Annotated in this window: 25 protein-coding genes; 15 read left to right on the forward strand and 10 right to left on the reverse strand. The window is 73.2% G+C overall.

Going from position 1 to position 24,513, the window contains the following annotated elements:
- Positions 1–7 precede the first annotated feature (7 nt).
- Positions 8–400: a DUF3054 domain-containing protein gene (locus tag NLU66_RS08615; protein WP_259362485.1), complete on the reverse strand. Its 393-nt coding sequence runs from the start codon at positions 398–400 to the stop codon at positions 8–10.
- 138 nt (positions 401–538) lie between these two features.
- Between NLU66_RS08615 and NLU66_RS08620 the strand changes: the two genes are divergently transcribed.
- From NLU66_RS08620 to NLU66_RS08655, 8 genes are all read left to right on the forward strand, one after another.
- Entirely contained in the window at positions 539–1,711 is a 1,173-nt protein-coding gene (locus NLU66_RS08620; protein ID WP_259362486.1) for a histidinol-phosphate transaminase, read from the forward strand.
- Positions 1,708–2,328 (forward strand): imidazoleglycerol-phosphate dehydratase HisB, encoded by a 621-nt coding sequence (gene hisB, locus NLU66_RS08625; RefSeq protein ID WP_259362487.1) that lies wholly within the window; start codon positions 1,708–1,710, stop codon positions 2,326–2,328. The genes NLU66_RS08620 and hisB overlap by 4 nt, the downstream gene beginning before the upstream one ends.
- A complete protein-coding gene (locus tag NLU66_RS08630) occupies positions 2,325–2,933 on the forward strand; it encodes a hypothetical protein (RefSeq protein ID WP_259362488.1) in 609 nt (202 codons plus the stop codon). Before hisB ends, NLU66_RS08630 begins: the two co-directional genes overlap by 4 nt.
- A complete protein-coding gene (gene hisH, locus NLU66_RS08635; protein ID WP_259362489.1) occupies positions 2,933–3,607 on the forward strand; it encodes an imidazole glycerol phosphate synthase subunit HisH in 675 nt (224 codons plus the stop codon). Before NLU66_RS08630 ends, hisH begins: the two co-directional genes overlap by 1 nt.
- The gene (locus NLU66_RS08640) at positions 3,604–3,762 is read left to right on the forward strand and encodes a hypothetical protein (protein WP_168198061.1); all 159 of its coding nucleotides are present in this window, start codon (positions 3,604–3,606) and stop codon (positions 3,760–3,762) included. Before hisH ends, NLU66_RS08640 begins: the two co-directional genes overlap by 4 nt.
- Positions 3,763–3,823: 61 nt before the next feature.
- Positions 3,824–4,558 (forward strand): bifunctional 1-(5-phosphoribosyl)-5-((5-phosphoribosylamino)methylideneamino)imidazole-4-carboxamide isomerase/phosphoribosylanthranilate isomerase PriA, encoded by a 735-nt coding sequence (gene priA, locus NLU66_RS08645; RefSeq protein ID WP_137770274.1) that lies wholly within the window; start codon positions 3,824–3,826, stop codon positions 4,556–4,558.
- A complete protein-coding gene (locus tag NLU66_RS08650; RefSeq protein ID WP_259362490.1) occupies positions 4,555–5,379 on the forward strand; it encodes an SseB family protein in 825 nt (274 codons plus the stop codon). Before priA ends, NLU66_RS08650 begins: the two co-directional genes overlap by 4 nt.
- Positions 5,380–6,708, forward strand: a complete 1,329-nt coding sequence (locus NLU66_RS08655) for an MFS transporter (RefSeq protein WP_259362491.1) — start codon at positions 5,380–5,382, stop codon at positions 6,706–6,708.
- Positions 6,709–6,723: 15 nt separating this feature from the next.
- Here NLU66_RS08655 and NLU66_RS08660 read toward each other — a convergent pair whose 3' ends face one another.
- Together NLU66_RS08660 and NLU66_RS08665 are read right to left on the reverse strand one after the other, a co-directional pair.
- Positions 6,724–7,092, reverse strand: a complete 369-nt coding sequence (locus tag NLU66_RS08660) for a DUF1844 domain-containing protein (protein WP_259362492.1) — start codon at positions 7,090–7,092, stop codon at positions 6,724–6,726.
- A gap of 71 nt (positions 7,093–7,163) precedes the next feature.
- Positions 7,164–8,069 (reverse strand): DUF4352 domain-containing protein, encoded by a 906-nt coding sequence (locus NLU66_RS08665; protein WP_259362493.1) that lies wholly within the window; start codon positions 8,067–8,069, stop codon positions 7,164–7,166.
- 388 nt (positions 8,070–8,457) lie between these two features.
- Here NLU66_RS08665 and infC point away from each other — a divergent pair, with 388 nt between their 5' ends.
- The 5 genes from infC to NLU66_RS08690 all read left to right on the forward strand — a co-directional run bounded on the left by infC (position 8,458) and on the right by NLU66_RS08690 (position 12,713).
- Positions 8,458–9,039 carry a translation initiation factor IF-3 gene (infC, locus tag NLU66_RS08670; protein WP_259362567.1) on the forward strand — a complete coding sequence of 194 codons (582 nt, stop codon included), beginning with the start codon at positions 8,458–8,460 and terminating at the stop codon, positions 9,037–9,039.
- Positions 9,040–9,064: 25 nt separating this feature from the next.
- The gene (gene rpmI, locus NLU66_RS08675; RefSeq protein WP_137770280.1) at positions 9,065–9,259 is read left to right on the forward strand and encodes a 50S ribosomal protein L35; all 195 of its coding nucleotides are present in this window, start codon (positions 9,065–9,067) and stop codon (positions 9,257–9,259) included.
- Between the two features lie 62 nt (positions 9,260–9,321).
- Positions 9,322–9,702, forward strand: a complete 381-nt coding sequence (gene rplT, locus NLU66_RS08680; RefSeq protein WP_137770281.1) for a 50S ribosomal protein L20 — start codon at positions 9,322–9,324, stop codon at positions 9,700–9,702.
- 10 nt (positions 9,703–9,712) lie between these two features.
- Positions 9,713–10,603, forward strand: a complete 891-nt coding sequence (locus NLU66_RS08685; RefSeq protein WP_259362494.1) for a TrmH family RNA methyltransferase — start codon at positions 9,713–9,715, stop codon at positions 10,601–10,603.
- A 16-nt stretch (positions 10,604–10,619) separates the two neighbouring features.
- Positions 10,620–12,713: a bifunctional copper resistance protein CopD/cytochrome c oxidase assembly protein gene (locus NLU66_RS08690; RefSeq protein WP_259362495.1), complete on the forward strand. Its 2,094-nt coding sequence runs from the start codon at positions 10,620–10,622 to the stop codon at positions 12,711–12,713.
- 7 nt (positions 12,714–12,720) lie between these two features.
- Here the strand turns inward: NLU66_RS08690 and NLU66_RS08695 are convergent, their stop codons facing one another.
- Both NLU66_RS08695 and NLU66_RS08700 read right to left on the reverse strand, forming a co-directional pair.
- A complete protein-coding gene (locus NLU66_RS08695; RefSeq protein WP_137770284.1) occupies positions 12,721–13,341 on the reverse strand; it encodes an MBL fold metallo-hydrolase in 621 nt (206 codons plus the stop codon).
- Positions 13,338–14,438, reverse strand: a complete 1,101-nt coding sequence (locus NLU66_RS08700) for an S-(hydroxymethyl)mycothiol dehydrogenase (RefSeq protein ID WP_259362496.1) — start codon at positions 14,436–14,438, stop codon at positions 13,338–13,340. The genes NLU66_RS08695 and NLU66_RS08700 overlap by 4 nt, the downstream gene beginning before the upstream one ends.
- Positions 14,439–14,604: 166 nt before the next feature.
- On the opposite strand from NLU66_RS08700, the gene pheS reads away from it, so the two are divergent.
- Both pheS and pheT read left to right on the forward strand, forming a co-directional pair.
- Positions 14,605–15,711: a phenylalanine--tRNA ligase subunit alpha gene (gene pheS / locus NLU66_RS08705; RefSeq protein WP_259362497.1), complete on the forward strand. Its 1,107-nt coding sequence runs from the start codon at positions 14,605–14,607 to the stop codon at positions 15,709–15,711.
- A gap of 1 nt (position 15,712) precedes the next feature.
- Complete coding sequence (gene pheT, locus NLU66_RS08710; protein WP_259362498.1) at positions 15,713–18,304, forward strand: phenylalanine--tRNA ligase subunit beta; 2,592 nt, start codon at positions 15,713–15,715, stop codon at positions 18,302–18,304.
- A gap of 90 nt (positions 18,305–18,394) precedes the next feature.
- Here the strand turns inward: pheT and NLU66_RS08715 are convergent, their stop codons facing one another.
- From NLU66_RS08715 to NLU66_RS08735, 5 genes are read right to left on the reverse strand one after another with little or no spacing between them, the layout of a single operon-like run.
- Positions 18,395–20,155, reverse strand: coding sequence for an ABC transporter substrate-binding protein (locus NLU66_RS08715; protein WP_259362499.1), 1,761 nt, complete (start codon positions 20,153–20,155; stop codon positions 18,395–18,397).
- 46 nt (positions 20,156–20,201) lie between these two features.
- The gene (locus tag NLU66_RS08720) at positions 20,202–21,260 is read right to left on the reverse strand and encodes an ABC transporter ATP-binding protein (protein WP_259362500.1); all 1,059 of its coding nucleotides are present in this window, start codon (positions 21,258–21,260) and stop codon (positions 20,202–20,204) included.
- Entirely contained in the window at positions 21,257–22,375 is a 1,119-nt protein-coding gene (locus tag NLU66_RS08725; RefSeq protein ID WP_259362501.1) for an ABC transporter ATP-binding protein, read from the reverse strand. Before NLU66_RS08725 ends, NLU66_RS08720 begins: the two co-directional genes overlap by 4 nt.
- Entirely contained in the window at positions 22,372–23,307 is a 936-nt protein-coding gene (locus NLU66_RS08730) for an ABC transporter permease (RefSeq protein WP_259362502.1), read from the reverse strand. Before NLU66_RS08730 ends, NLU66_RS08725 begins: the two co-directional genes overlap by 4 nt.
- Position 23,308: 1 nt before the next feature.
- A complete protein-coding gene (locus NLU66_RS08735; RefSeq protein WP_259362503.1) occupies positions 23,309–24,433 on the reverse strand; it encodes an ABC transporter permease in 1,125 nt (374 codons plus the stop codon).
- Between the last annotated feature and the right edge of the window lie 80 nt (positions 24,434–24,513).

The raw sequence follows: 24,513 nt of genomic DNA on the forward strand, positions 1-24,513 counted from the left end.
GGGCGCCTCAGGCGGTGGGCTCGGGCTCCACGGGGGCGGGGCGGCGCTCGGCGCGGGTGGCCCACAGGGCGACGGCGCGCCAGCCGAGCATGAGCACCCCGGTGAACACGGCGGAGACGATCACGAAGGACACCTCGGTGCCCGCCCCGAAGAGGGTGCGCACGGCCATCGCGGTGACGATCGTGATCGCCCAGATCAGCACACCGTGCGGCCACAGCCGGAACGGGTGCCGCCAGGCCCGCAGCACGAGGTGCCCCAGCAGGGTGCCCAGCGCGTAGGGCCAGCCCACCTGGGCGATGTTCTCCATGGAGAGCGAGAGGTCGTGCTGGAACAGACCGATCGCCACGAACAGCAGGATCACGAGGAGATCGGCCACCAGGGCACCGAAGGAGCGGAACATCCCCCCAGGGTAGCCACGCGCCCGGTGCGGGGACGGGGACGGAGGGCCCCGCGCGGTGTGGGACGTGCCGCATCGCGCGGCGGCGACGGGGCCCGGACGACCCCCTCCGCACGGCCGGTGGACCTCTACCATGGAGCCATGCCCGTCGACACCCCTCAGGACCAGGCCGTGCCTGCGTCCCTCTCCAGCACGGCGCGCCCCGGCATCCCGGCGCGACGCGACGACCTCGCGGGGGAGGAGCCCTACGGCGCTCCCCAGATCGACGTGGCCCATCTGCTCAACGTCAACGAGAACCCCTTCGGGCCCTCGGCCGCGCTCGCCGCGGACATGGGCGCCGCGGTCGCCGAGGCCGCCGCCGGCCTGCACCGCTACCCGGACCGCGAGTTCACGGCCCTGCGCGAGGATCTCGCCGCCTATCTCGCCGCCGAGTCCGGCATCCCCGCCCCGCCGGCGGAGACCGTGTGGGCCGCGAACGGCTCCAACGAGGTCATGCACCAGCTGCTGCTCGCCTACGGCGGGCCCGGGCGCACGGCCCTCGGCTTCACGCCGCACTACTCGATGTACCCCGAGTACGCGCGGGACACCTTCACCCGCTGGGTCACCGCGGAGCGCGGCCCCGCCCCGGACTTCGCGCTCACCGCCGAGCAGGTCACCGCGGCGATCGCCGAGCACCGGCCGCAGATCCTCGTGCTCACGAGCCCCAACAACCCCACCGGCACCGCCCTGGACCCCGCCGTCGTGCGCGCCGCCGCGGAGGCCATGCTCGCCGCGGGCGGACTGCTCGTCGTCGACGAGGCCTACGGGGAGTTCCGCCGCGACGGCGTCCCGAGCGCCCTCGAGCTGCTGCCCGAGTTCGCGAACCTCGTCGTCACCCGCACCATGTCCAAGGCCTTCGCGCTCGCCGGCGGCCGGATCGGCTACCTCGTCGCGGATCCCGCGATCGTGGACGGCGTGCGCATCGTGCGCCTGCCCTACCACCTCTCCGCCGTCACCCAGGCCGTCGCCCGCACCGCCCTCGCCCACCGCGAGGAGCTGCTCTCCCAGGTGGCGACGCTGCGGGAGGAGCGGGACGCGCTCGCCGCTCATCTCACGGAGCGCGGTCACGTCGTCGCCCCGTCGGACGCCAACTTCATCTTCTTCCAGCCCCTCCTGCGCACCGCCGCGGACCGCCACGCGGTGTGGCAGGCGCTGCTCGATCGCGACGTGCTGATCCGCGAGGTGGGGCCGCAGCCCTGGCTCCGGGTCTCGATCGGCACCCCGGAGGACAACGCCGCATTCCGCACCGCCCTCGAGGAGGCAGACCCCCGATGACCACCGCCCCCGCGCGTCCCGCGCGCACCGCGAGCATCATCCGCACCACCCGCGAGTCGAGCATCGAGCTGAGCCTCGATCTCGACGGCACCGGTCAGGTGGACGTGTCCACCTCCGTGCCCTTCTTCGACCACATGCTCACCGCGCTCGGCACCCACGCGCGCTTCGACCTCACCGTGCGCGCCACCGGCGACACCCACATCGACGTGCACCACACCGTCGAGGACACGGCGATCGTGCTGGGCCAGGCGCTGCGCGAGGCGCTCGGCGACAAGAAGGGCATCGCCCGCTTCGGCGACGCGATGGTCCCGCTCGACGAGGCGCTCGCGCAGGCCGTCGTGGACCTCTCCGGCCGCCCCTACTGCGTGCACACCGGGGAGAGCGAGGCGCAGGCCCTGCACCTCATCGGCGGCCACTTCACCGGCTCGCTGACCCGCCACGTGCTCGAGTCCATCGCCCACCACGCCGCGATCTGCCTGCACGTGCGCGTGTTCGCCGGCCGCGATCCCCACCACGTCGTGGAGGCCCAGTTCAAGGCCCTCGCCCGTGCGCTCCGCGCGGCCTGCGCCTACGACGACCGCGTCCTCGACGTCCCCTCCACGAAGGGAGCACTGTGACCACCGCCGACCGCCCCGACCCCCAGCAGCCCGAGGAGAACCCCTCCGGCGACGGCTCCCACGACATCGACGCCGAGTTCGCGCGCCTCACCGCCGGCCTCGACCTCGGCGACGAGCCGCTGACCGTCGACGACGTGCTCGCCGAGTCCGCCGAGGAGGAGGAGCCCGCGATCGCCGTGGTCGCGACCTCCGTCGCCTCCGCGAAGGCGCTCGCCGGCGCGATCCGCCTGGGCCGCGAGGCCCGCACCGACGGGATCGACATCCCCGGCGGCACGCGCACCCTCGACACCGAGACCGGCGCGATCGCCGTGGGCGAGCTCAAGGAGCAGCTCGCCCACGACCTCGCCGCGATCACCTCCACCGCCCTGCAGCGCACCGGCCTGGTGCTCTTCTGGCGCCGCGGCGACCGCATGACGGCGACCCGCTACAAGGCGGGGGAGCGCGGCGAGGACGTCTCGCCCGCGATCGTGCTCGGCGCCGTCGCGGACGAGGTCGAGCAGCTGCTGCTGGGCGCCCTCACCCTCGACGAGCTCGGCGAGGGCATCGACCCCTCGACGCTCACGCGCAACGAGGCGCTCTCCTGGATCTCGAAGAAGAAGCGCTGATGACGACCGCTCCTGAGGTCGTGGTCCTCGACCACGGCTCCGGCAACGTGCGCTCCGTGGTGCGCGCCCTCGAGGCCGCCGGTGCGCACGTGCAGCTCACCGCGGACCGCGAGGCGGCCCTCGCGGCCGACGGCCTCGTCGTCCCCGGCGTGGGCGCCTACGCGGCGACCATGGCGCAGGTGCTCGCCGTGGGCGGCGACCGGATCGTCGAGCGCCGCCTCGCGGGCGGCCTGCCGGTGCTCGGCATCTGCGTGGGCCTGCAGATCATGTTCGCCGCCGGCACCGAGCACGGGGTGCGCAGCACGGGCCTGGACCAGTGGCCCGGCGAGGTCACCCGGCTCGAGGCGGAGATCGTCCCGCACATGGGCTGGAACACCGTCGAGAGCCCCGAGGGCTCCGTCCTGTTCGACGGCGTCGCCGAGGAGCGCTTCTACTTCGTGCACTCCTACGCGGCCCGCAGCTGGGAGCTCGACAGCATCGGTCCCATGACCCCGCCGCTGGTGACCTGGGCGGAGCACGGCGGCGACCGCTTCGTCGCCGCCGTCGAGAACGGCGCGCTCACCGCGACCCAGTTCCACCCCGAGAAGTCCGGCGCCGCGGGCGCGCGACTGCTGCGCAACTGGCTCGCGGCCCTCCCGCGCCGCGGGGCCGGGGACGAGGGGACCGCCCCGTGATCCTCGCCTTCCTCATGCTCTTCGCGGGCGGCCTGCTGCTCGGCGGCGCCTGGTCCTTCCTCCGCTCGAAGAAGCCGCTGTGGTCCGTCATCGCCCTCGCGGTGGTGGGCCTGGTGTGCCTGGGCGTCTCGATCTGGCGCATCCAGACCGGCTGAGCGCCGCCCCTGCCGCCCCACCGTCACCCACCCCCACAGTCCTGACCAGGAGACACCCCTCATGACCGCTCCCGTGCTCGAACTCCTCCCCGCCGTCGACGTGCAGGGAGGCCAGGCCGTGCGCCTGGTCCAGGGCGAGGCCGGCTCCGAGACCGCCTACGGCGCCCCGCTCGAGGCCGCGCTCGGCTTCCAGGAGGGCGGCGCCCGCTGGCTGCACCTCGTGGACCTCGACGCCGCCTTCGGCCGCGGCAGCAACGCCTCGCTGCTCGCGGAGGTCGTCGCCGCCGTGGACATGAACGTCGAGCTCTCCGGCGGCATCCGGGACGACGAGTCCCTCGCCGCGGCCCTCGCGACCGGCTGCCGCCGCGTGAACCTCGGCACCGCGGCCCTCGAGAACCCGGACTGGACCGCGGAGATCCTCGCCGAGCACGGCGACCGCATCGCCGTCGGCCTCGACGTGCGCGGCACGACCCTCGCCGCCCGCGGCTGGACCCGTGACGGCGGCGACCTCTGGGAGACCCTCGAGCGCCTCGACGCCGCCGGCTGCCAGCGCTACGTCGTCACCGACGTCACCAAGGACGGCACCCTCCAGGGGCCCAACGTCGACCTGCTGCGCGAGGTCTGCTCCCGCACCGAGGCGAAGGTCGTCGCCTCCGGCGGCATCTCCTCCCTCGCGGACCTCGAGGCGCTGCGCGGGCTCGTCGCCGACGGCGTCGAAGGGGCGATCGTCGGCAAGGCCCTCTACGCCGGCGCCTTCACCCTGCCCGAGGCGCTCGACGTCGCGGGGCGGGCGTGACCTCCCCCCAGGACCCCGCTCCGAGCCCCGCCCGTCGGGACCTCCCGGCCCACTTCGTCGAGAAGTCCCCGCTCACCGACACCGCCGGGGTGCCCTGGAAGGGCCGCGACTACGCCGTGAGCCCCTTCCCGGGGGACGACGGCTCCACCCCGGCCGACGTCGCCGCCGCCCTCGCCGCGCACCGCGCGGGGGAGGACCCGCACCGGCGTGCGCTGGTCGCCGCGATCGCCGGCTCCCGGCTGCTCGTGCCGATCATGGCCGTCGCGACCGAGGAGGGCGAGACCGCCCACGGCCTCACCGGGGACAACGGCGCGGACATGGCGATGGTCTCGCTCACCGCGCCGGACGGCTCCCGCGTGCTGCCCGTCTTCACCTCCGCCGCGGCGCTCTCCGCCTGGCGCCGTGAGGCCCGGCCCGTGCCCGTGCTCGCCGCCCAGGCCGCGCAGGCCGCGGTCCAGGAGGGGTGCACGTCGCTGCTGCTGGACGCCTCGGCCTCCGACGTGACTGCGGCCGACGGCGGCCCGATCCAGCTGCCGCGCTCCGTGCTGTGGGCGCTCGCCCAGGGCCGCGCATGGATCCCGCCTCACGAGGATCCCGAGCTCGCGGCCGAGCTCGACGCGATCGCGGCCGCCGTCCCCTCCGTGCTCGCGCTCGCCGCGACCCCGGGGGAGCGCACCGAGGTCGTGCTCCGGGTGCGGCTCGAGGACGGCCTGGACCGGGACGGCGTGCAGGCGGTCGTCACCGACCTCTCCGCACGCCTGGGGGCCTCGACCCTCGTCGCGGAGCGGATCTCCTCGCTCACCCTGGCCCTGGGACGGTAGATGGACGCCTATCGCCGGGTGCTCGCGGCGCCCGGCGTCGCGGGCGTCCTCCTGCTCGGGTTCCTCGCCCGCATCCCCTTCTCCACGCTGGGCCTGCTGCTGACCCTCCACTGCGTGCGCACCCTGGACCGCTCCTACCTCGAGGCGGGCCTCGTCGTCACCGCGACGACGATCGGCACCGCGATCTCCTCCCCGTGGCGCGGGCGGCTCGTGGACACCAAGGGCCTGCGCCGTGCCGTGCTGCCCTCGATCCTCGTGCAGTCCGTCGCCGTGGTCGCCATGGCCTTCGCGCCCTTCGAGGCGGTGCTCGTGCTCGCGCTGATCGGCGGGCTGTTCGGGCTCCCGGTCTGGGCGATCGTCCGCACCTCGCTGTCGGTGCTCGTGCCGGCGACGCTGCGGCGCAGCGCCTTCGCCCTCGACTCGGTGTTCACCGAGCTGGTGTTCATGATCGGCCCGGCCGCGGTGACCCTCGCCGCACTCGCCGCGGGCACCCGCGCGAGCCTCGTCGTCGTGGGGGTGCTCGTCGCCCTCGCCGGCATCGGCATGGCCGTGACGAACCCGCCCACCCGCAGCGACCAGATCGTGCTGCCCGCACGGCTGCCGGCCCCGCTCGAGGCCGCGGAGGGCGCCGTCCTCGCCCAGCAGGAGCTGCTCACCGAGCGCCGGGTCGCGGAGGACCTCCGCACGGGTCAGATCCCGGTGGTCGACCCGGGACCGGGCGACCCGGGGAAGGCCGCCGCGCGCCGCGCCCTGCTCACGGCCGGCGGGCTCTCGGTGCTGCTCGCGACCGCGACGGGCTCCCTCGTCCTCACCGCGACGGACCTCTCGATCGTCGCGATCCTCGACGACCGGGGCCTCGCGGCGATGATCGCCGGGATGATGGCGCTGTGGTGCGCGGGCAGCCTCGTGGGCGGCCTCGTCTACGGAGCGATGAGCCGCGGGCTGGACCCGCTGTGGGTGCTGTTGGGGCTCGGGGCGCTCTCGCTCCCGGTCGCCGTCACCGCCTCGGGGGACATGCTCCTGCTCGCGGTGACGATCACCCTCGCGGGGCTGTTCATCGCCCCGATGATCACGGCGACGGGGGAGGCGATCGCGCAGCTCGTGCCGGAGGCCGTGCGCGGGGAGGCGATGGGCTGGCACGGCACCGCGATGACCGTCGGCGCCGCCGCGGGCTCCCCCGTGGTGGGAGCCGTCATCGACGGGGCCGGACCTGCCTGGGGTGTGGGCGCCGCGGGAGCGGTCGCACTCCTCGTCGCGCTCGCGGCGCTGCTCGCGCGGCGGGTGCGGCGCTCCCGGCGACGGGGTCGCTGGGAGGCCGGGGCCGGCTGAGGCGGTGGGGCGGGGTCAGGAGACCCGGCCGGTCCACTTCTCGCCCGGGGCCTCGCCCGGCGCGTCGGGGAAGGGGAGCGCCTCGGCGAAGGCGAGCTGCAGCGAGCGCAGGCCGTCGCGCAGGGAGCGGGCGTGCTCGTTGCCGATCTCGGGGGCCGCGGCGACGACGAGCCCCGCGAGCGCGGTGATGAGCTTGCGGGCCTCGGAGAGGTCCTTGTGGCCGGCCTCCTCCTCGTCCTCGCCGAGCCCGACCTTCACGGCGGCAGCGCTCATGAGGTGCACGCAGGAGCTGGTGATGATCTCGACGGCGGCGACGTCGGCGATGTCGCGCAGCGCCTGCGCGGCGAGCTCGTCCTCGGTGGTGGGGTGCTGCTGCTCGGTCATGGGGGTCCTTTCGGGGACGGCGGGGGAGAGCGCGGGGCGGACGTGGATCGGGTGCGGTGGGGTATCGGGGCTCAGCCGCCGAGCGGCAGCGTGCCCCGGCCCACCTCGGGGGCGGAGGAGAAGGCGAGGTCGAGCCCGGTGGGCTCGGTGCCCGCCGGGACGTCGAAGACGCCGTGGTAGACGGCGGTTTCGCCCGCGCCCACCGTGCCGAAGGCCTCGGAGTCCGCGACGAGCGCGCGGTTCGCCTCGTCGGAGACGGGGTAGCGGTCGCCCGCGGCGGAGACCAGCTCCATGGTGCCACCGCCGGAGCTCACCAGGAGCGGGGCCTCGCCGTCGTTCGTGATCTCGACGGTCACGACGACGAACTCCCCCTCGGGCTCGAGACGGTCCGACGTGTCGCCCACGGAGCGCACGCCGACCTCGGTGGAGACCTCGCGGAAGGTCGCGGGACCGAGCGCGACCGTGCCCGTCGCCGCGGTGCTCGTGGCCGGGTCGGAGCCCGCGGTAGCCGTGTCCTCCCCACCGCCGGTCAGGGCGCGCACGGCGAGGATCCCGCCGCCGGTCAGCACCGCGAGCAGGAGCACGGCGGCGACGGCGATCGCGGCGATCCGGAGGCCGCGCCCGGAGCGGGGGGCGGGCTCGTCGGTGACGGGGAGGGCCGGGGCGCGGTTGGGGCGCGAGGGGGTGACGGAGGGGGCGGGGAAGCCCTCGGGCACGGGGCGGAGCACGGCGCGCGGGGAGGTCGGGGCAGGGGCCTCGGCGTCGACGGGGGAGCCAGCCGCGGGGGCATCGACGGCACCGAGGGCCTCCGAGCCGTCAGGGGCGTCGGCGGAGCCGTAGTCGTAGCTGTGGGGAGCCGTGCCGGCCGCGCCGGGCGCGGGGGTCGTGCGGGATCCGTCGACCGCGGGGGATCCGGCGGCCTCGTCGGCTCCGCCGACGCCCTCCGCGGGCGTGGGATCATGGTCCGTGGTGTCCACCGGTGCTCCTCGTCCTCGCGGCGCGGGCGTCCCCCTGCGCGACGCACATCACCCAGGACCCCCTGGACGCGGCGCTCTGCCCTGCTAGAATAGACGACCGGAACATGTCTTCGGTCTGTCCGTCCCGTTCGGGGTGGGGAGGCAGGGCAGTCCTCAAGTGGAGTCCCTCCCACCTCGTGGCCACCGTCCCGAGCGCAGCGCGCCGGGCGACCGTCACCGGGTCAGTACCAGACCGGCCCTCGAGGGTCGGCCGGCGTTCACGCGCCATGGTGTCGGGGCCTCCGCAGGAGCGGGGGCCCTTTTCTCATGTTCCGTGTCGACACCGAGGTGAGGAGCCACCATCAGCGAACAGCGCATCAACGGTCAGATCAAGGTCCCCAAGGTCCTCCTGGTCGGCCCCAACGGCGAGCAGGTCGGGATCGTCCGCGTCGAGGACGCCCTGCGACTCGCCCAGGAAGCCGATCTGGATCTGGTGGAGGTCGCCCAGGGCGCCAATCCGCCTGTTGCGCGGCTCATGGATTACGGCAAGTTCAAGTACGAAGCCAACATGAAGGCCCGCGAGTCGCGGAAGAACCAGGCCAACACCGTCCAGAAGGAAATCCGGATGGGCCTGAAGATCGACAAGCACGACTACGAGACCAAGCGTCGCAACGTCGAGAAGTTCCTGAGCGGTGGCGACAAGGTCAAGGTCATGATCCGTTTCCGCGGTCGCGAGCAGTCCCGACCGGAGATGGGCATCAAGCTGCTCGGTCGCATGGCGGAGGACGTCGCCGAGCTCGGCTTCGTCGAGTCGCACCCGCGACAGGACGGCCGCACGATGGTGATGGTCCTCGGACCCCACAAGAAGAAGGCCCAGGCGATGGCCGAGGCGCGCAAGCGTCGCACCGACGCCGAGAAGGCCGAGAGCAACTCGTCGAAGCAGGCCGAGGCGCCTGCCGAGGACGTCGCGCCCACCGGCGACGAGTCCTGAGACAGCACGAAGGAGACAAGGCACCATGCCGAAGAACAAGACCCACTCGGGCACCAAGAAGCGCATCCGCGTCACCGGCTCCGGCAAGCTCATGCGGGAGAAGGCGAACGCTCGCCACCTCCTCGAGCACAAGAGCTCGACCCGCAAGCGCCGCCTCGGGAACGACACCGATGTGGCCAAGGCGGACGTCAAGCGCATGAAGAAGCTGCTCGGCCGCTGAACCTTCTCGCGGGAGGAGAGTTCCCGCAGCACTGAACTCACATACCAGCGAAGGAGAATCACGTGGCACGCGTGAAGCGGGCGGTCAACGCCCATAAGAAGCGTCGGGAGATCCTCGAGCAGGCCAGCGGCTACCGCGGTCAGCGCTCGCGCCTGTACCGCAAGGCGAAGGAGCAGGTCCTGCACTCGCAGACCTACAACTTCCGCGACCGCAAGAAGAACAAGGGCAACTTCCGTCAGCTCTGGATCCAGCGCATCAACGCTGCGGCCCGTGCGAACGGCATGACCTACAACCGCTTCATCCAGGGCCTCGGGCTCGCGGGTGTCGAGGTCGACCGCCGTATGCTCGCCGAGCTCGCCGTGAACGACGCGCCGGCCTTCGCCGCGCTCGTCGAGGTCGCCAAGGGCGCGCTGCCCGAGGACGTCAACGCCCCCGCGGCCTGACTCCACCAGTGTGAACCCCGAGCGCCCGGACCAGTCCCCGATCACCTCGCCCCGCTCCGAGCGGGTGCGGCGGATCGCGGCACTGTCCGGGCGCTCCGCACGTCGCAAGCAGGGTCGCCTCCGCGTCGAGGGCCCCCAGGCCGTCCGCTCCCTGCTCGCCGAGCGCCCCGAGCTCGCGCTCGAGCTCTTCCTCACCGCCCGCGCCGCAGGCGACCACCCCGAGCTGGCGCGGCTCGCCGAGGAGGCCGGTGTCCCCACCCGCGAGGTCGACGAGACGATCATCCGCGCCATGACCCGCGAGCCCGGCGGCGGGGAGGGCCAGGACCGCCCCGAGAGCGGTGCCGCGGGTGCCGTCTCGCCGCAGGGCGCGATCGCCGTGGCCCGCCTCCCCGAGGAGAGCGCCGGTGCGGCCCTCGCCGCGATCGCCGCGCTGCCCGCCGAGGGGCCGCTCACCGCGGTCGTCCTGCACGAGGTGCGGGACCCCGGGAACGTCGGCACCCTGCTGCGCACGGCCGACGCCGCCGGCGCGGACCTCGTGCTGCTCACCCGCACGAGCGCGGACCCGTACTCCCCGAAGGCCGTCCGCGCCGCCGTCGGCAGCACCTTCCACCTCCCCGTGATCGCCGGCGCCGAGGCCCCTGCCCTGCTGGACGCCCTCGCCGGCCGGGGGATCACCGCCGCCGCGACGAGCGGCTACGCGAGCACGGACCTGTTCGAGGCGGAGCTGCCCGAGCGGATCGCCTGGATCCTCGGCAATGAGGCCCGGGGGCTCGACGAGGCCACCCTCGCCGCCGCCCCGCTCGCCGTGCGGATCCCGCTGGCCGGTCACGCCGAATCGCTCAACGTGCACACCGCCGCGACGGTGTGCCTCTTCGAGACCCTCCGCCGCCGATCCCGATGAAGGCGCCCACAGCCCGATGAGCCCGAACCCCGCCGCAGCCTCGCCCCGCAACCGGGACGGCGGCCGCACCCTCCCCACCCCGCTCGCGGTCCCGGTCCTGCTCGCTCTGACGATCGCCGTGGCCCTGCTGGGGATCATCGCGACCGGCGCCGCCGCCCCGAACTCCCTCGTCCCGGCATCGGGCCTGGTCACCTGGGGGATCCCCGCCGTGCGCGGCCTGCACCACCTGGGCCTGCTGCTCGCCGTGGGCGCCGGCGGGACCGCCGTGCTCCTGCAGCCCGGGCCCTCCCGCGCCGAGGTGCGCTCCCTGGGCGGCGGCCGCGGCCGCACCGTGCGCCTCGCCGCCGCCGGCGCCGGCCTGTGGGCCCTCTCCGCCCTCGCCCTCGTCCCGCTCGGCGGTCTCGAGGCGGCCGGTGCCGGGACCGACCTCGACGTCTGGCAGGTCGCGCTCGGCGCGGACCTCGGCCGGATCCAGCTCGCCGTCGCGATCCTCGCCGGGATCTCGGCCCTCCTCGGGCTGCTCGCCCGCAGCACCGTCGGCGCCGCCTGGGCGCTCGCGGCAGCCGGCCTCGGCGTCGCCGCCGTCGGCCTCGAGGGTCATGCCGGTGCGAGCCTGGACCACACCAATGCCGTCAACGCGATGGTGCTGCATCTCCTCGGGGTCTCGGTGTGGGCGGGCGGGCTGCTCGCGATCGCCCTGATCGCGCCGCGGCTGCCGGATGCGGAGCTGGCCGTCGTCGTGCGCCGCTTCTCCCCGTGGGCGCTCGCGGCAGTGGTCGTGCTCGCCCTCAGCGGCCTGGTCAACGCCTCGATCCGGCTCGACGGCCCCGGTGAGCTGCTGACCACGGCCTACGGTCGCGTGCTGCTGCTGAAGACGGTGCTGCTCGTGGGGCTCGCCGCGCTCGGCGCCGCCCAGCGGCGGCGCCTGGGGGAGCGGCTGCGGTTCCGCCACCTCGCCCTCACCGAGGGCGTCCTGCTCGCCGTCGTCATCGGGGCGTCGATCGCGCTGGGCCGCACCGCCCCGCCCGTCCCGCAGACCGTCCCGCTCGTCGGGGACCTGCGCCGGCTCGCGCTCGTGGGCTATCTGCCGCCCTCCACGCCCCTGGACCCGGCCGCCCTGGTCACCGTCTGGCACCCGGACTGGGGCAGCGTCATCATCGCCTCCGCGATGGCCGGGCTGTACCTCGCGGGTGTCGTGCGCCTGCGCCGCCGCGGCGACGCCTGGCCGCTGCTGCGCACCGCGCTCTGGCTCGCCGGCTGCCTCGCTCTCGTGTGGGTGATGAACGGGGGCGCCGCCGCGTGGGGCCGCTACCGCTTCGACGCGCACATGGTCCAGCACATGGCGATGATGATGATCGTGCCGCCGCTGTGGGTGCTCGGCGGCCCCGTCACGCTGCTCTCCCGCGCCGTCGCGCCCCGCACCGACGGCTCCCGTGGCCTGCGCGAGTGGGTGCTCGCGGCGCTCCACTCCGGGTACTCGCGCATCGTCTCGAGCCCGCCCGTGGCCGGGCTGCTCTTCGCCGGCTCGCTCGTGGTCTTCTACTTCACCCCGCTGTTCGAGCTGTCGATGCGCACCCACGTGGGCCACGTCGCGATGACCGTGCACTTCCTGCTCGCCGGGTACCTCTTCGCCTGGGTGCTGATCGGCGTGGACCCGGCGCAGAAGCCCATCAACCCGGTCCTCAAGCTCATCACCCTGCTCGTCACCCTCGCCTTCCACGCCTTCTTCGGCATCGCCCTGTACTCGGCGACCTGGATCGTGGCGCAGGACTGGTACACCGAGCTGGGCCTCTACGGTCCCGCGCAGCTCGAGCTGATCCAGGCCCGCGGCGCCTCGATCATGTGGGCCGTCTCCGAGATCCCGACGGTGCTCTACGCGATCCTCATGGTGCTCCAGTGGATACGCTCCGAGGACCGCCGCGCCCGGCAGTACGACCGCAAGGCCGAGCGCGACGGCGGCGCCGAGCTCGCCGCGTACAACGCGTACCTCGCGGGGCTCCAGGGCGGTGCCGCTTCCGACGGGGACCAGGCCGACGCGACGGCGCCCGCCCCCGGCCCGGCCGTCTCCGCGCGGGAGGACGACGGGCCCGGGACGGGCGCCGGGAGCTGAGCGGGCCTCAGAGCCAGTCGCCGCGGGCGCGCTCCTGCTCCTCGCCGATCGTGGTGTCGTCGCCGTGACCGGTGTGCACCACCGTCGCGGGGTCCATGACGAACAGGCGCTCCCGGATCGACTCCTCGATGGTGTCGCGGGAGGAGAACGAGCGGCCGGTCGCACCGGGGCCGCCCTGGAACAGAGTGTCGCCGGTCATGACGGCCTGCAGCTGGTCGAGGTGGTAGCAGGTCGAGCCGGGGGAGTGGCCCGGCGTGTGCACGGCCTCGATGTCCACACCCGCGACGGTGAACATGTCCCCGTCCTCGACGTCGGCGTCCCAGGGCAGGTCGCCGTGGGTGAGCTTCCACAGCTCGGCATCGGCCGGGTTCAGCAGCAGCGGCGCCTCGAGCGCCTCGGAGAGCTCCGGGGCGAAGCGCACGTGGTCGTCGTGGGCGTGGGTGAGCAGGATGCCCACGCACTCGCGCTCGCCCACGAGACGCACGATCGCCTCGACGTCGTGCGGGGCGTCGAAGACGACGCACTGCTCGTCGTCGCCCAGCACCCACACGTTGTTGTCGACGTCGAAGGTCTCCCCGTCGAGCGTGAAGGTGCCGGAGACGACGGTCCGCTCGAGCCGCGCGGTCATCGGCCCACCACCGCCACGGTGCGCAGCGTGCCGCCCTCGTGGAGGGAGTCCAGCGCCGTGTCCACGCCGGCGAGGTCCGTGCGGCCGGTGACGAAGCGGTCCAGCGGCAGGCGGCCCTGCAGGAACAGGTCGGTGAGGTAGGGGAAGTCCCGCTCGGGGAGGCAGTCCCCGTACCAGGAGGACGTCAGCGAGCCGCCTCGGCCGAACACGTCCAGCAGCGGGAGCGTGAGCTCCACGCCCGGGCGCGGCACGCCCACGAGCACGACGCGGCCGGCGAGGTCGCGCGCGTAGAAGGCGGTCTCGTAGGTCTGCGGGATGCCGACGGCGTCGATGACGACGTCCGCGCCGAAGCCGCCGGTGAGCTCCTGCACCTTCTCGGCCACCTCCTGCGGGGAGAGGCCCTGCGTGGCGAGGGTGTGGGTGGCGCCGAGCTCGGTCGCCGCCGCGAGCTTCTTCTCGTCGACGTCGAGGCCGATGATCGTCGTGGCGCCCGCGAGCTTCGCGCCCGCGATCGCGGCGCAGCCCACACCGCCCAGGCCGATCACGGCGACGCTCTCGCCGCGCTGGATCCGGCCGGTGTTCATGGCCGCGCCGAGGCCCGCCATGACGCCGCAGCCGAGCAGACCGGCGACCTCGGCGGGGGCGTCCTCGGAGACCTTGGTGCACTGGCCCTCGTGGACGAGCGTCCTCTCCGCGAAGGAGCCGATGCCGAGCGCGGGGGTGAGCTCGGTGCCGTCGGTGAGGGTCATCCTCTGCGAGGCGTTGTGGGTGGCGAAGCAGTACTGCGGCACGCCCTTCCTGCACGCGCGGCACTCGCCGCACACGGCGCGCCAGTTCAGCACGACGTAGTCGCCGACCTCGACGTGGGTCACGGCCTCGCCGACGACGGACACGCGGCCGGCGGACTCGTGGCCCAGCAGGAACGGGAACTCGTCGTTGATGCCGCCGTCGCGGTAGGCGAGGTCGGTGTGGCACACGCCGGTGGCCTCCACGTCGACGATCACGTCGTGCGGGCCGGGGTCGGGGATGACGATGTCGACGAGCTCGGCGGGCGCCTTCTCGGCGCGGGCGATGACGCCCTTCACGGTCGTGGGCACGGGGATGCTCCTTCAGCAGTGGTCGGGCTTGCCGTCCCAGGCTAGCGGGGAGCGCGGGCCGGGGCGGGCGCCGTGGCCCGACGCCCGTGCATCCCTCCTAGAATGGTCCGCGGTGCCCGCCTCGCGGCCGGCGCCTCCCGAGCACCCCAGGACGAAAGCGAACCCCGTGTCAGAGACGAACCCCGCGCCCGGCGGGCCCGCGATCGACGAGCAGGCGATCACCGCCGCCGTCGACGCCGCGCTCGCCGCGATCGCCGCGGCCCCGGACACCGCGACCCTCAAGCAGGTGCGCATCGACCACGTGGGCGACGCGAGCGTGCTGAGCACCGCGAACCGCGCGATCAAGGACCTCCCCAAGGACCAGAAGGCCGCCGCGGGCAAGCTCGTGGGGCAGGGCAAGGGCCGTGTCCAGCAGGCCCTCGCCGCCCGCCAGGGCGAGCTCGCCGCCGCCGAGGAGGAGGCCGCGCTCGCCGCCGAGACCGTGGACATGACCCTGCCCACGGACCGCCGTCCCCGCGGCGCCGCGCACCCGCTGAGCACGCTCACCGACCGCATCGAGGACTTCTTCGTCGGCATCGGCTGGGAGATCGCGGAGGGCCCCGAGGCGGAGTCCTCCTGGCTGAACTTCGACGCGCTGAACGCGGATCCCGAGCACCCCTCCCGCTCGCTGCAGGACTCGATCTACCTCGCGCCCGAGGGCTCCGGGATGATGCTGCGCACGCAGACCTCGCCGGTGCAGATCCGCGCCATGCTCGAGCGCGGCGCCCCGCTGTACGTCGCGTGCCCCGGCACCGTGTACCGGGCGGACGAGATCGACGCGACCCACTCGCCCGTCTTCCACCAGGTCGAGGGCCTCGCGATCGACAAGGGCCTGACGATGGCGAACCTCGTCGGCACGCTCGACGCCTTCGCCGCGCACCTCTTCGGCGGGGCGCCCGTGACGCGCCTGCGCCCCAACCACTTCCCCTTCACGGAGCCGAGCGCGGAGATGGACTTCCGCTGCTTCTCCTGCGACGCGCGCCTGGGCCTGGACCACGACGCGGACCCGGAGTGCCGGGTCTGCGGCGGCACCGGCTGGATCGAGATGGGCGGCTGCGGCATGGTCCACCCGAACGTGCTGCGCGCGGCCGGCGTGGACCCCGAGGAGTACCAGGGCTTCGCCTTCGGCCTGGGCATCGAGCGCATCCTCATGCTGCGCAACAGCGTCGCCGACATGCGCGACATGGTGGAGGGCGACGTCCGCTTCTCCCAGCACTACGGGACGGAGATCTGACATGCCTCGCATTCCCCTGACCTGGCTCGCCGAGCACACCACCCTGCCCGAGGGCACCGGCGCCCAGCAGGTCGCGACCGACCTCTCCCGTGTGGGCCTCGAGGAGGAGGCGATCTTCGGCGCGCAGGTGACCGGCCCCCTCGTGGTGGGCCGCGTGCTCGAGCTCGTCAAGGAGCCGCAGAAGAACGGCAAGACCATCAACTGGGTGCGCGTCGACGTCGGCCCCGAGCACAACGAGGACCTCGACGACCCGAAGGACCCGCAGCCCGGGCAGGAGCGCCCCAGCCGCGGCATCATCTGCGGCGCGCACAACTTCGTCGAGGGCGACCACGTCGTCGTCTCCCTGCCCGGCACCGTGCTCCCCGGCGACTTCGCGATCGCCGCGCGGAAGACCTACGGCCACACCTCCGACGGCATGATCTGCTCGGGCGACGAGCTGGGCCTGGGCCCGGACCCCGACGGCGAGGACGGCATCATCGTCCTGGGCCGCGGGCACGCGAAGGGTCTCACCGGCGAGCCCGGCGACGACGCGATCGCCCTGCTGGGCCTCGCCGACGAGGTCGTCGAGATCAACGTGACCCCGGACCGCGGCTACTGCTTCTCGATGCGCGGCGTGGCCCGCGAGTACTCCCACGCGACCGGCGCCGCCTACACCGACCCGGCGCTCGCCGTCGAGGTCCCCGCCGCGAGCGGGACCGGCATCGCCGTCGAGCGCCGCGACGACGCCCCGCTCCGCGGCGCCGAGGGCTGCACCCGCTTCGTCGCCCTCGAGGTCACCGGTGTGGACCCCTCCGCGCAGACCCCGCGCTGGATGGCGCGCCGCCTCACCCTCGCCGGCATGCGCCCGATCTCCCTGATCGTCGACGTCACGAACTACGTGATGCTCGACCTCGGCCAGCCGCTGCACGCCTACGACGCGGCGAAGCTGACCGCGCCGATCGTCGTGCGCCGCGCCCGGGCGGGGGAGAAGCTCACGACCCTCGACGACGTGGAGCGCACCCTCGACCCCGAGGACCTGCTCATCACCGACGGGGCGGACGCCTCGCGCGTGCTCGGCCTCGCCGGCGTGATGGGCGGCGCCTCCACGGAGGTCTCCGTGAGCACCACCGACATCGTCCTGGAGGCCGCGACCTTCGACCCCGTGAGCGTGGCCCGCACCGCGCGCCGTCACCGCCTGCCCTCCGAGGCCTCCAAGCGCTTCGAGCGCGGCGTGGACCCGCGGCTGCCGCTGATCGCGGCGACCCGGGCGGCGCAGCTGATCGTCGAGCACGGCGGCGGCACGATCGCCGCCGCGGTCACCGACGACGGCGCCGTCACGGACCCCGCCCCGATCCGCCTCGCGGCCGACGCGGCCGAGCGCCTCGTCGGCATCCCCTACACGGCGGAGCAGGTGCGCGGCAGCCTCGAGCAGATCGGCTGCGCCGTCGAGCCCGGCGGCGAGGACCAGCTCGTGGTCACCCCGCCGTCCTGGCGGCCGGACCTCCTCCTCGCCGAGGACCTCGTCGAGGAGATCGCCCGCCTCGTGGGCTACGCGGAGATCCCCTCCGTGCTGCCCACCGCCCCCGGGGGCCGCGGCCTCACCGTCGCGCAGCGCGCCCGCCGCTCCGCGCAGCGCGCCCTCGCCGAGGCCGGCCTCGTCGAGGTCAAGGTCTCCCCGTTCGTGCCGGTGGACGTGCTCGACACGCTCCGCTACCCGGCCGACGACGAGCGCCGCGGGGCCGTGCGCCTGCTGAACCCGCTCGCCGAGGACGAGCCGCTGCTGCGCACCTCGCTGCTGCAGAGCCTGCTCCCCGCGGCGAGGCGCAACCTGGGCCGCGGTGAGGAGTCCGTCGCGATCTTCCAGCGGGGCTCCGTGTTCCGCGCCTCCGGTGGCGACGCCGCCCCGGTGCCCGCCCCGGCCGCCCGTCCCAGCGAGGCGGAGCTCGCGGCGATCGCCGCGGCGCTGCCCGAGCAGACCTCTGTCCTCGGCGCCGTGCTGGGCGGGGCCTCCGGCCCCGACTCCTGGCAGGGCGCGCCCGAGGCCTGGGGCTGGGCCGACGCGCTCGACCTCTCCCGCCGGGCCGCCGCCGCGGTGGGCGCCGAGCTCGAGGTGCGCCAGCGGGAGCTCGCCCCGCTGCACCCCGGCCGCGGCGCCGAGCTGCGCGTCCTCTCCGCCGCGGGGGACTCCCTCGTCGTGGGTCTCGCGGGCGAGCTGCACCCCGCGGTGATCAAGGCGTACGGGCTGCCCGCGCGCACCGCCGCGTTCGAGCTCGACATCGAGGCGGTCATCGCCTCCGCGCCCGCCGTGGTGCAGGCCGCACCGGTGCCCACCTTCCCGCCGGCGAAGGAGGACTTCGCCTTCGTGGTGGAGGAGTCCGTGCCGGCGAGCGCCGTCGAGGCCGCGATCCTCGTGGGCGCCGGCGATCTCGCCGAGCGCGTCCACCTGTTCGACGTCTTCACGGGCGAGCAGGTCGGCGAGGGCCGCAAGTCGCTTGCCTTCGCGGTGCGACTGCGCTCCGCCGAGGGGACCCTCGGCGCGAAGCAGATCGGCGCCGTGCGCGAGCGGATCGTGGCGGCGGTCGCGAGCGCCGTCGGCGGGGAGCTGCGCGCCTGACGCGTTCAAACGACGGCGACCCCGCCGCAGCGAGGAGGGCGGCACCCCGATGGGGTGCCGCCCTCCTGCATCACGCTCGGACCGTTCTGCTCACTTCTTCGACGGCGCCACGTCGGAGAGGGTGCGGACGAGGTTGTTGTAGCCGTCCACCCGGGGGAAGTAGTCGATCTCCGAGGCCTCCTTCAGCCCGGACCACTTCTTCGTGGAGAACATGCCGCCCGCGCCGTTGGACTGCACGGGGATGTAGGGCGCCTCGTCGGCGACCGCCCGCTGCAGTACCCGGCAGTGCTCGGTGATCTCGTCGACCTTGTCCGGGGGCGTCGTCGTGATCGCCATGATCGCGTCGTTCGCCTCGTCGGGCATCTTCCAGCGGCCGTAGTTGCCGTCGGCCGTCTCGTCACCGATGTCGTAGATCTTCGTGTGCATGTACATCGTGAACGCCTGGAAGGCGCCGCCCGCCGCGTTGGTCGTCCACAGCGACAGGTCGTAGTCGCCCTTGGCCTGCGCCGGGCCGAAGACGTCCGGGGGCAGCGGTGTGAAGGCGACCTTGAGGCCGAGGTTCTTGGACCACTGGTCCACGACGATCGGCATCGTCGTCATCTCCGCCGGGTTGTCGTTCTGGATGGTGAGCTGCAGCGGGTGCTCCTCGCCGTCCTTCTCGAGGTTGCCGGCGTCGTTGATCGTCCAGCCGGCGTCCGCGAGCTCCTTCTTCGCGGCCTCGACGTCCGGGGTGAGGGGCTCGGCGAACTCGGGATCGAGCATCTCGGCGTAGATGCCGGTGTCGAGACCGGTGACCGAGGGGACGGTGTAGGCGATGCCGGCGGCCTCCGCGACGATGCCCATGTCCGCCCCGGCCCGCAGCGCGCGGCGCACGGCGACGTCCTGGCAGGGGCCCTTGTGCGTGGCCATGATGATGCCGCGCGTGGAGCCGTCGGGGTAGTAGAAGTACCCGTTGTGGTCGTCCATCGTCACGAAGTTCTTCACGACGCCGGGAGCGCCGCCCTGGGACCAGTCGACCTTGCCCTGGGTGATCTGGGACTCGATGTTGCCGGCGGTGCCGGAGGGGACGATGTGGACGGCTGTGAGCTCGGGGCTCACCTCGCCCCAGTAGTCCTCGCGGATCTCGATCTCGATCTGCTGCCCGGAGAACTTCGACAGGCGTCCCGGGCCGGTGCCCACCGGGTCCTTGTCCTGGTAGTTCTGGCGGTCCAGGTCCTTGTAGACGTGCTCGGGGTAGATCGGGAAGTAGAGGGACAGCGGCAGGTCCTCCGTGTACTGCGGCTCGTTGTAGGTGATGACGACGGTGGTCTCGTCCGGCGTCTCGATGGCCTTCGCGAGCCAGGGGAGGTTGCCATCAGCGTCCTTCTCGGTACCCGGCTCCTCGAAGATGAAGCCGTAGGTGAAAGCGACGTCCTTCGAGGTGAACCTCTCGCCGTCGTTCCAGGTGACATCGTCACGCAGCACGTAGGTCGCGACCGTGCCGCCCTCGGTGTACTCGACGCTCTCGGCGAGGTTCGGCACCAGCGCGGAGCCGTCGGTCGAGGAGATGCGGAACAGCGTCTCCCAGAACAGCGCGTTGCCGGGGGCGGAGTCGCCGCCGCCGTACACGTTGAAGTTCTCGGGGAACACGTTGGAGGTGCCGACGGTCGCGCCGAGGCGGAGGATGCCGTCGTTGTCGATCGTGCCCGCGGTGTCGCGCGCTCCCGCGCCGCCGGAGTCGGACGCGCCGGAGCCGGCGACGTCGCCTCCGTTGCCGCCGCAGGCGGCGAGGGCGGTCGCGGTGAGGGCGGCGGCGCCGAGCCCGAGGACGGACCGTCGGTCGAACCGAGTGGGGATCGTCCGCTGTTTCATGGGTGTACTCCTTCTTCGCAGTGACACGGGGGGGGGAACGGGAGGGTCAGAACTGCTGGTGGAACTCCGGGTCGGCCTCCGCCTGCCAGCACTGGACGAGGCGGTCGGAGCGGGTGCTGCGGAACAGGGGGAGCTCCTCGCTCGTGCACTTCGGCATCGCGACGGGGCAGCGCTCGGCGAATCGGCAGCCCTGCCGCTCGGAGGTGTTGTCGACGGCGCGCGCATCGGCGACCGGGCGCTGCACCTGGGCGCCGGAGCCCTTGTACCGCGCCGGGTCCGGGGCCGCGCCGATGAGGAGCTTCGTGTAGGGGTGCCGGGGAGCGGAGACGATCTCCTCGGTGGGCCCCTCCTCGATGATCCGGCCGCCGTACATGACGTGGATCCGGTCCGCGAGGTAGCGCGCGCTCGCGATGTCGTGGGTGATGTAGAGGACTGCCACGCGCTCGGACTCGCGCAGGTCGGCCAGGAGGTTGAGCACGTCGAGGCGGATCGAGGCGTCGAGCATGGAGGTGGGCTCGTCGGCGAGCAGGACGTCGGGGCCCACGGCGAGCGCCCGGGCGATCGCGATCCGCTGGCGCTGGCCGCCGGAGAGGTCCGTCGGATAGCGGTCCAGGTAGCGGGACGCCGGAGTCATGTTGACCTTCTCGAGCAGCGCGATCACGCGCTCCTCGACCTCCCGGCGCCGCAGCCGTGGGACGTGGATCCGGATCACGCGGCCGATGATGGTGCGGATCTTCTTCAGCCCGTTGAGGGAGGCGAAGGGGTCCTGGTAGATCAGCTGGACGCCGCGGTAGTAGGCGCGGTCGGCGCGGCCACCCCGAGAGCGGATCGGGGCCCCGCGGTGGAGGATCTCGCCGCTCGTCGGTGTGTTGATCAGGGCGAAGAGCCGGGCGAGCGTGGTCTTGCCGGAACCGGACTCGCCCACGAGCGCGCTGATGCTCCCGCGCCGCAGGGTGAGGTCCACGCCGTCGAGGGCGCGCACGGTGACGCGCCGCCCGCAGGAGTCGGTGCCGGGGAAGTGGAGGTGCACGTCGCGGGCCTCGAGGACGACGTCGTCGGTGCCCGGCGAGGAGGTGTCGGCGCGGCGGTCGGCGGTGGTGGTCATGCCGGGTCCTCCTCGGCGGTCCGGGCGGCGTCCCGTGCGCGCTGCTGCTCCGCGAGCTCGGCGGGTGAGAGCTCGCCGTTGGTGAGATAGCAGGCGCTCCGCCCCTGCTCGATGTCGCGCAGCTCGGGCCGGCGCTGCGAGCAGATCGCCATGGCGGCATCGCAGCGCGGCGCGAAGGCGCACCCGGTGGGGAGGTCCTGGAGATCGGGCGGGGAGCCGGGGATGCCCGAGAGTCGGCGGATCGGCTCGGTCAGGGGCGGGAAGGCCCGTCGCAGAGCCTGCGTGTAGGGGTGCTTGGCCCCGTCGTGGAGGCGCGCCGCCGTCCCGACCTCCACGACGCGGCCGCCGTACATGATCGCGATCCGGTCGGAGATCTCGAGCAGCAGCGAGAGGTCATGGGTCACGAAGACCACCGCGAAGCCGAGCCGGGCCTGGGCGGCGAGCACCTGGTCGAGGATCTGCCGCTGCATGACGACGTCCACGGCGGTGGTGGGCTCGTCCATGAGGACGAGGTCCGGGTCGCACGCGAGGGAGAGGGCGATCAGCGCCCGCTGCTGCATCCCGCCGGAGAGCTGGAAGGGGAAGGCGGTCAGGCGGTCCTCGCCGATCCCGACCATCGAGAGCAGCTCGCCGGCCTGCTGCAGGGCCTCGCGCTCGGTGACCCGGGGGTCGTGGGTGCGGATCACGTCGGTGAACTGCTCGCCGAGCCGGATCACGGGGTTCAGGCTCGCCATCGCGGACTGCATGACGATCGAGATGCGGGTCCACCGGTAGGGGGCGAGCCCCTCCTCGTCGAGGGCCACGAGGTCCACGGGCTCCTCGCCGTCGCCGGGGTGGAAGAGGATCTCCCCTCCGCTCGTGGCCGCAGGCATCCGCTGGAGCCGCCCGAGGGCGTTGAGCAGGGTGGACTTGCCGCTCGCAGACTCCCCGGCGACGCCGAGGATCTCCCCGCGGCGCAGCACGAGATCGATGTCGTCGCAGGCGCGGATGTTGCCCGACTCGGTGACGTAGTCGACGCAGAGGCCGCGGGCCTCGAGCAGCACCTCGGAGGCGTCAAGGCGGGCGAGGATCTGCTCCTCGGTCTCCGGGGGACCGATCTGCTGGATGAGCGTCATCGTGCGACCTCCTCGGTGCGGGCGGCGGTGCGGGCACGGCTCGCGCGGGCGCGGTCCTTCTGGAAGCGGCGCATGAGCGCCATGCGGCGGCTGGAGAGGGTGGGGTTGGTGATCTCGTCGAGGCCGAAGTTGATCATCGTGGTCGCGAAGCCGATCAGGCACAGCGCGAGGCCGGGCGGGACAAACCACCACCACAGGCCGCGGAACAGGGCGTTCTGGGTCATCGCCCAGTTGATCATCAGCCCCCAGGAGGGCTCGGACGGGTTGCCGATGCCGAGGAAGGCGAGCGCCGCCTGCTGGGTGACGCCCGCGGCGATCAGCCCGAGGAACAGGGGGGAGATGACGCCGAGCAGGTGAGGCATGACCTCGACGAGGATGATGCGGGCCCGGGACTCCCCGAGCGTGCGCAGCGCGGTCGTGAAGTCGCGGCCGCGCAGGCTCATGGTCTGCGCCCGGATTTGGCGGGCGCCGCCGGCCCATTCGATGCCGCCGATCACGACGGCGACGAGGATCCAGTTCGCGTTCTGGAACGCGGCGGCCACGATGAACAGCAGCGCGAAGGTCGGGAAGTTGCCGAAGACGAGGATCGCGCCGTTGAGCACCCGGTCCACGAGCCCGCCGGAGAACCCGGCCCAGGCGCCGATGACGACCGTCAGCACGGTCCCGATGACGGCGGAGGCGAAGCCGACCAGCATCGAGGTGCGGGTGCCGTGGAGCATCCAGGACAGCACGTCCTGCCCCTGGCTCGTGGTGCCGAGCCAGTGGGCGGCCGACGGCGGTCCTCCGGTGAGCTCCATGTAGTCGACGTCCTGCGGGGTGAGCCCCAGGACCGCGTCGCTGAACCAGGGGCCGAGGATCGCCGTGATCGTGAACAGGGCGATGATCGCGAGGCCGATCTGGACCTTGCCGATGGAGAAGAAGCGCCGCAGCATCTCAGCCCACCTCTCGCGTGCGGGGGTCCAGCAGCACGTAGACGGAGTCGGCGATGAAGTTGAACAGCAGCGAGGCGAAGATGACCATGAGCATCACTCCCTGCATGACGGGGTAGTCGCGGGCAGCCTGCGCACCGGTGAGGAGCGAGCCGATCCCGGGGTAGACGAAGACGGACTCGGCGAGGATCACCGCGGTCAGGGCGCCGCCCATGCTCTGCGCGAGGCCGGTGAAGTTGGGCAGCAGGGCGTTGCGGGCGGCGTAGCGGTTGCGCACGCGGTTCTGGCGGAGGCCCTTGGCGCGGGCGAGCTGCACATAGTCCTCGTTGACGGTCGTGATCATCATGTTGCGCATCGAGAACAGCCAGCGCGCGAAGCCCACTGCTACGAGTGTGACGAAGGGCAGCAGCGAGTGGGTGAGGGCGGAGAGATAGAAGGCGGGGCTCGTGAGGTCGATGTCGAGCGAGTTGTCGTAGGCGCCCTGGTTGGGGAACCAGCCGTTCTTGTACGCGAAGTACCAGACCACGAGGAGGCCGAGCCAGAACGCGGGGATCGAGCTGAAGAACATCGCGACGGGGGTCATCACGGCGTCGATGCGGCGACCGGGCCTCCAGCCGAGGCGCGCGCCGAGGTAGGTGCCGACGACCCAGCCGAGGATGGTCGAGACGATGGCGAGGTACAGCGTCCAGGGCAGCGCGCGGCCGATGAGCTCGGTGACGGAGATCGGGTAGTACTGCGCGGACTGGCCCAGGTCGCCGTGCGCGAGCCGGCTGATGTAGTCCCAGAACTGGAGGAGGACCGGTCGGTCGGGGTCGCCGAAGCGGGCCTTGATGAGGCGGATCTGGTAGCCCGACGGTGGGGCGCCGGTGCGGTTGGTGATGTCGCGGATCATCTGCGTCGCCGGATCCCCCGGCATGAAGCGGGGCAGCACGAAGTTCAGCAGCACGCTCGCCGCGGCGACGATCGCGTACATCGTGAGCCTCTGGCCGAGGAAGCGCAGGCCGGCCAGGCGGGAGATGCGGTGGCTCGTGCTCCGGTTGCGCGCGGTGCCCGCGGGGACCGGCGGCTCGGGCTCGGAGAGGATCGCGGCGGCGGCACGGGGGCTCTCCGGGGACTCGTTCTCGGTCAAGGTCACCACCTGTCGTCATGACGCGCCCGGAGCCTCCGAACGATCGCCGCTGATCTGTTGTCGCCGCCGACTTTAGCGGT

Origin of the sequence: Brachybacterium sp. NBEC-018 (genome assembly GCF_024860185.1) — a bacterium.
Classification (GTDB): Bacteria; Actinomycetota; Actinomycetes; order Actinomycetales; family Dermabacteraceae; genus Brachybacterium; species Brachybacterium rhamnosum.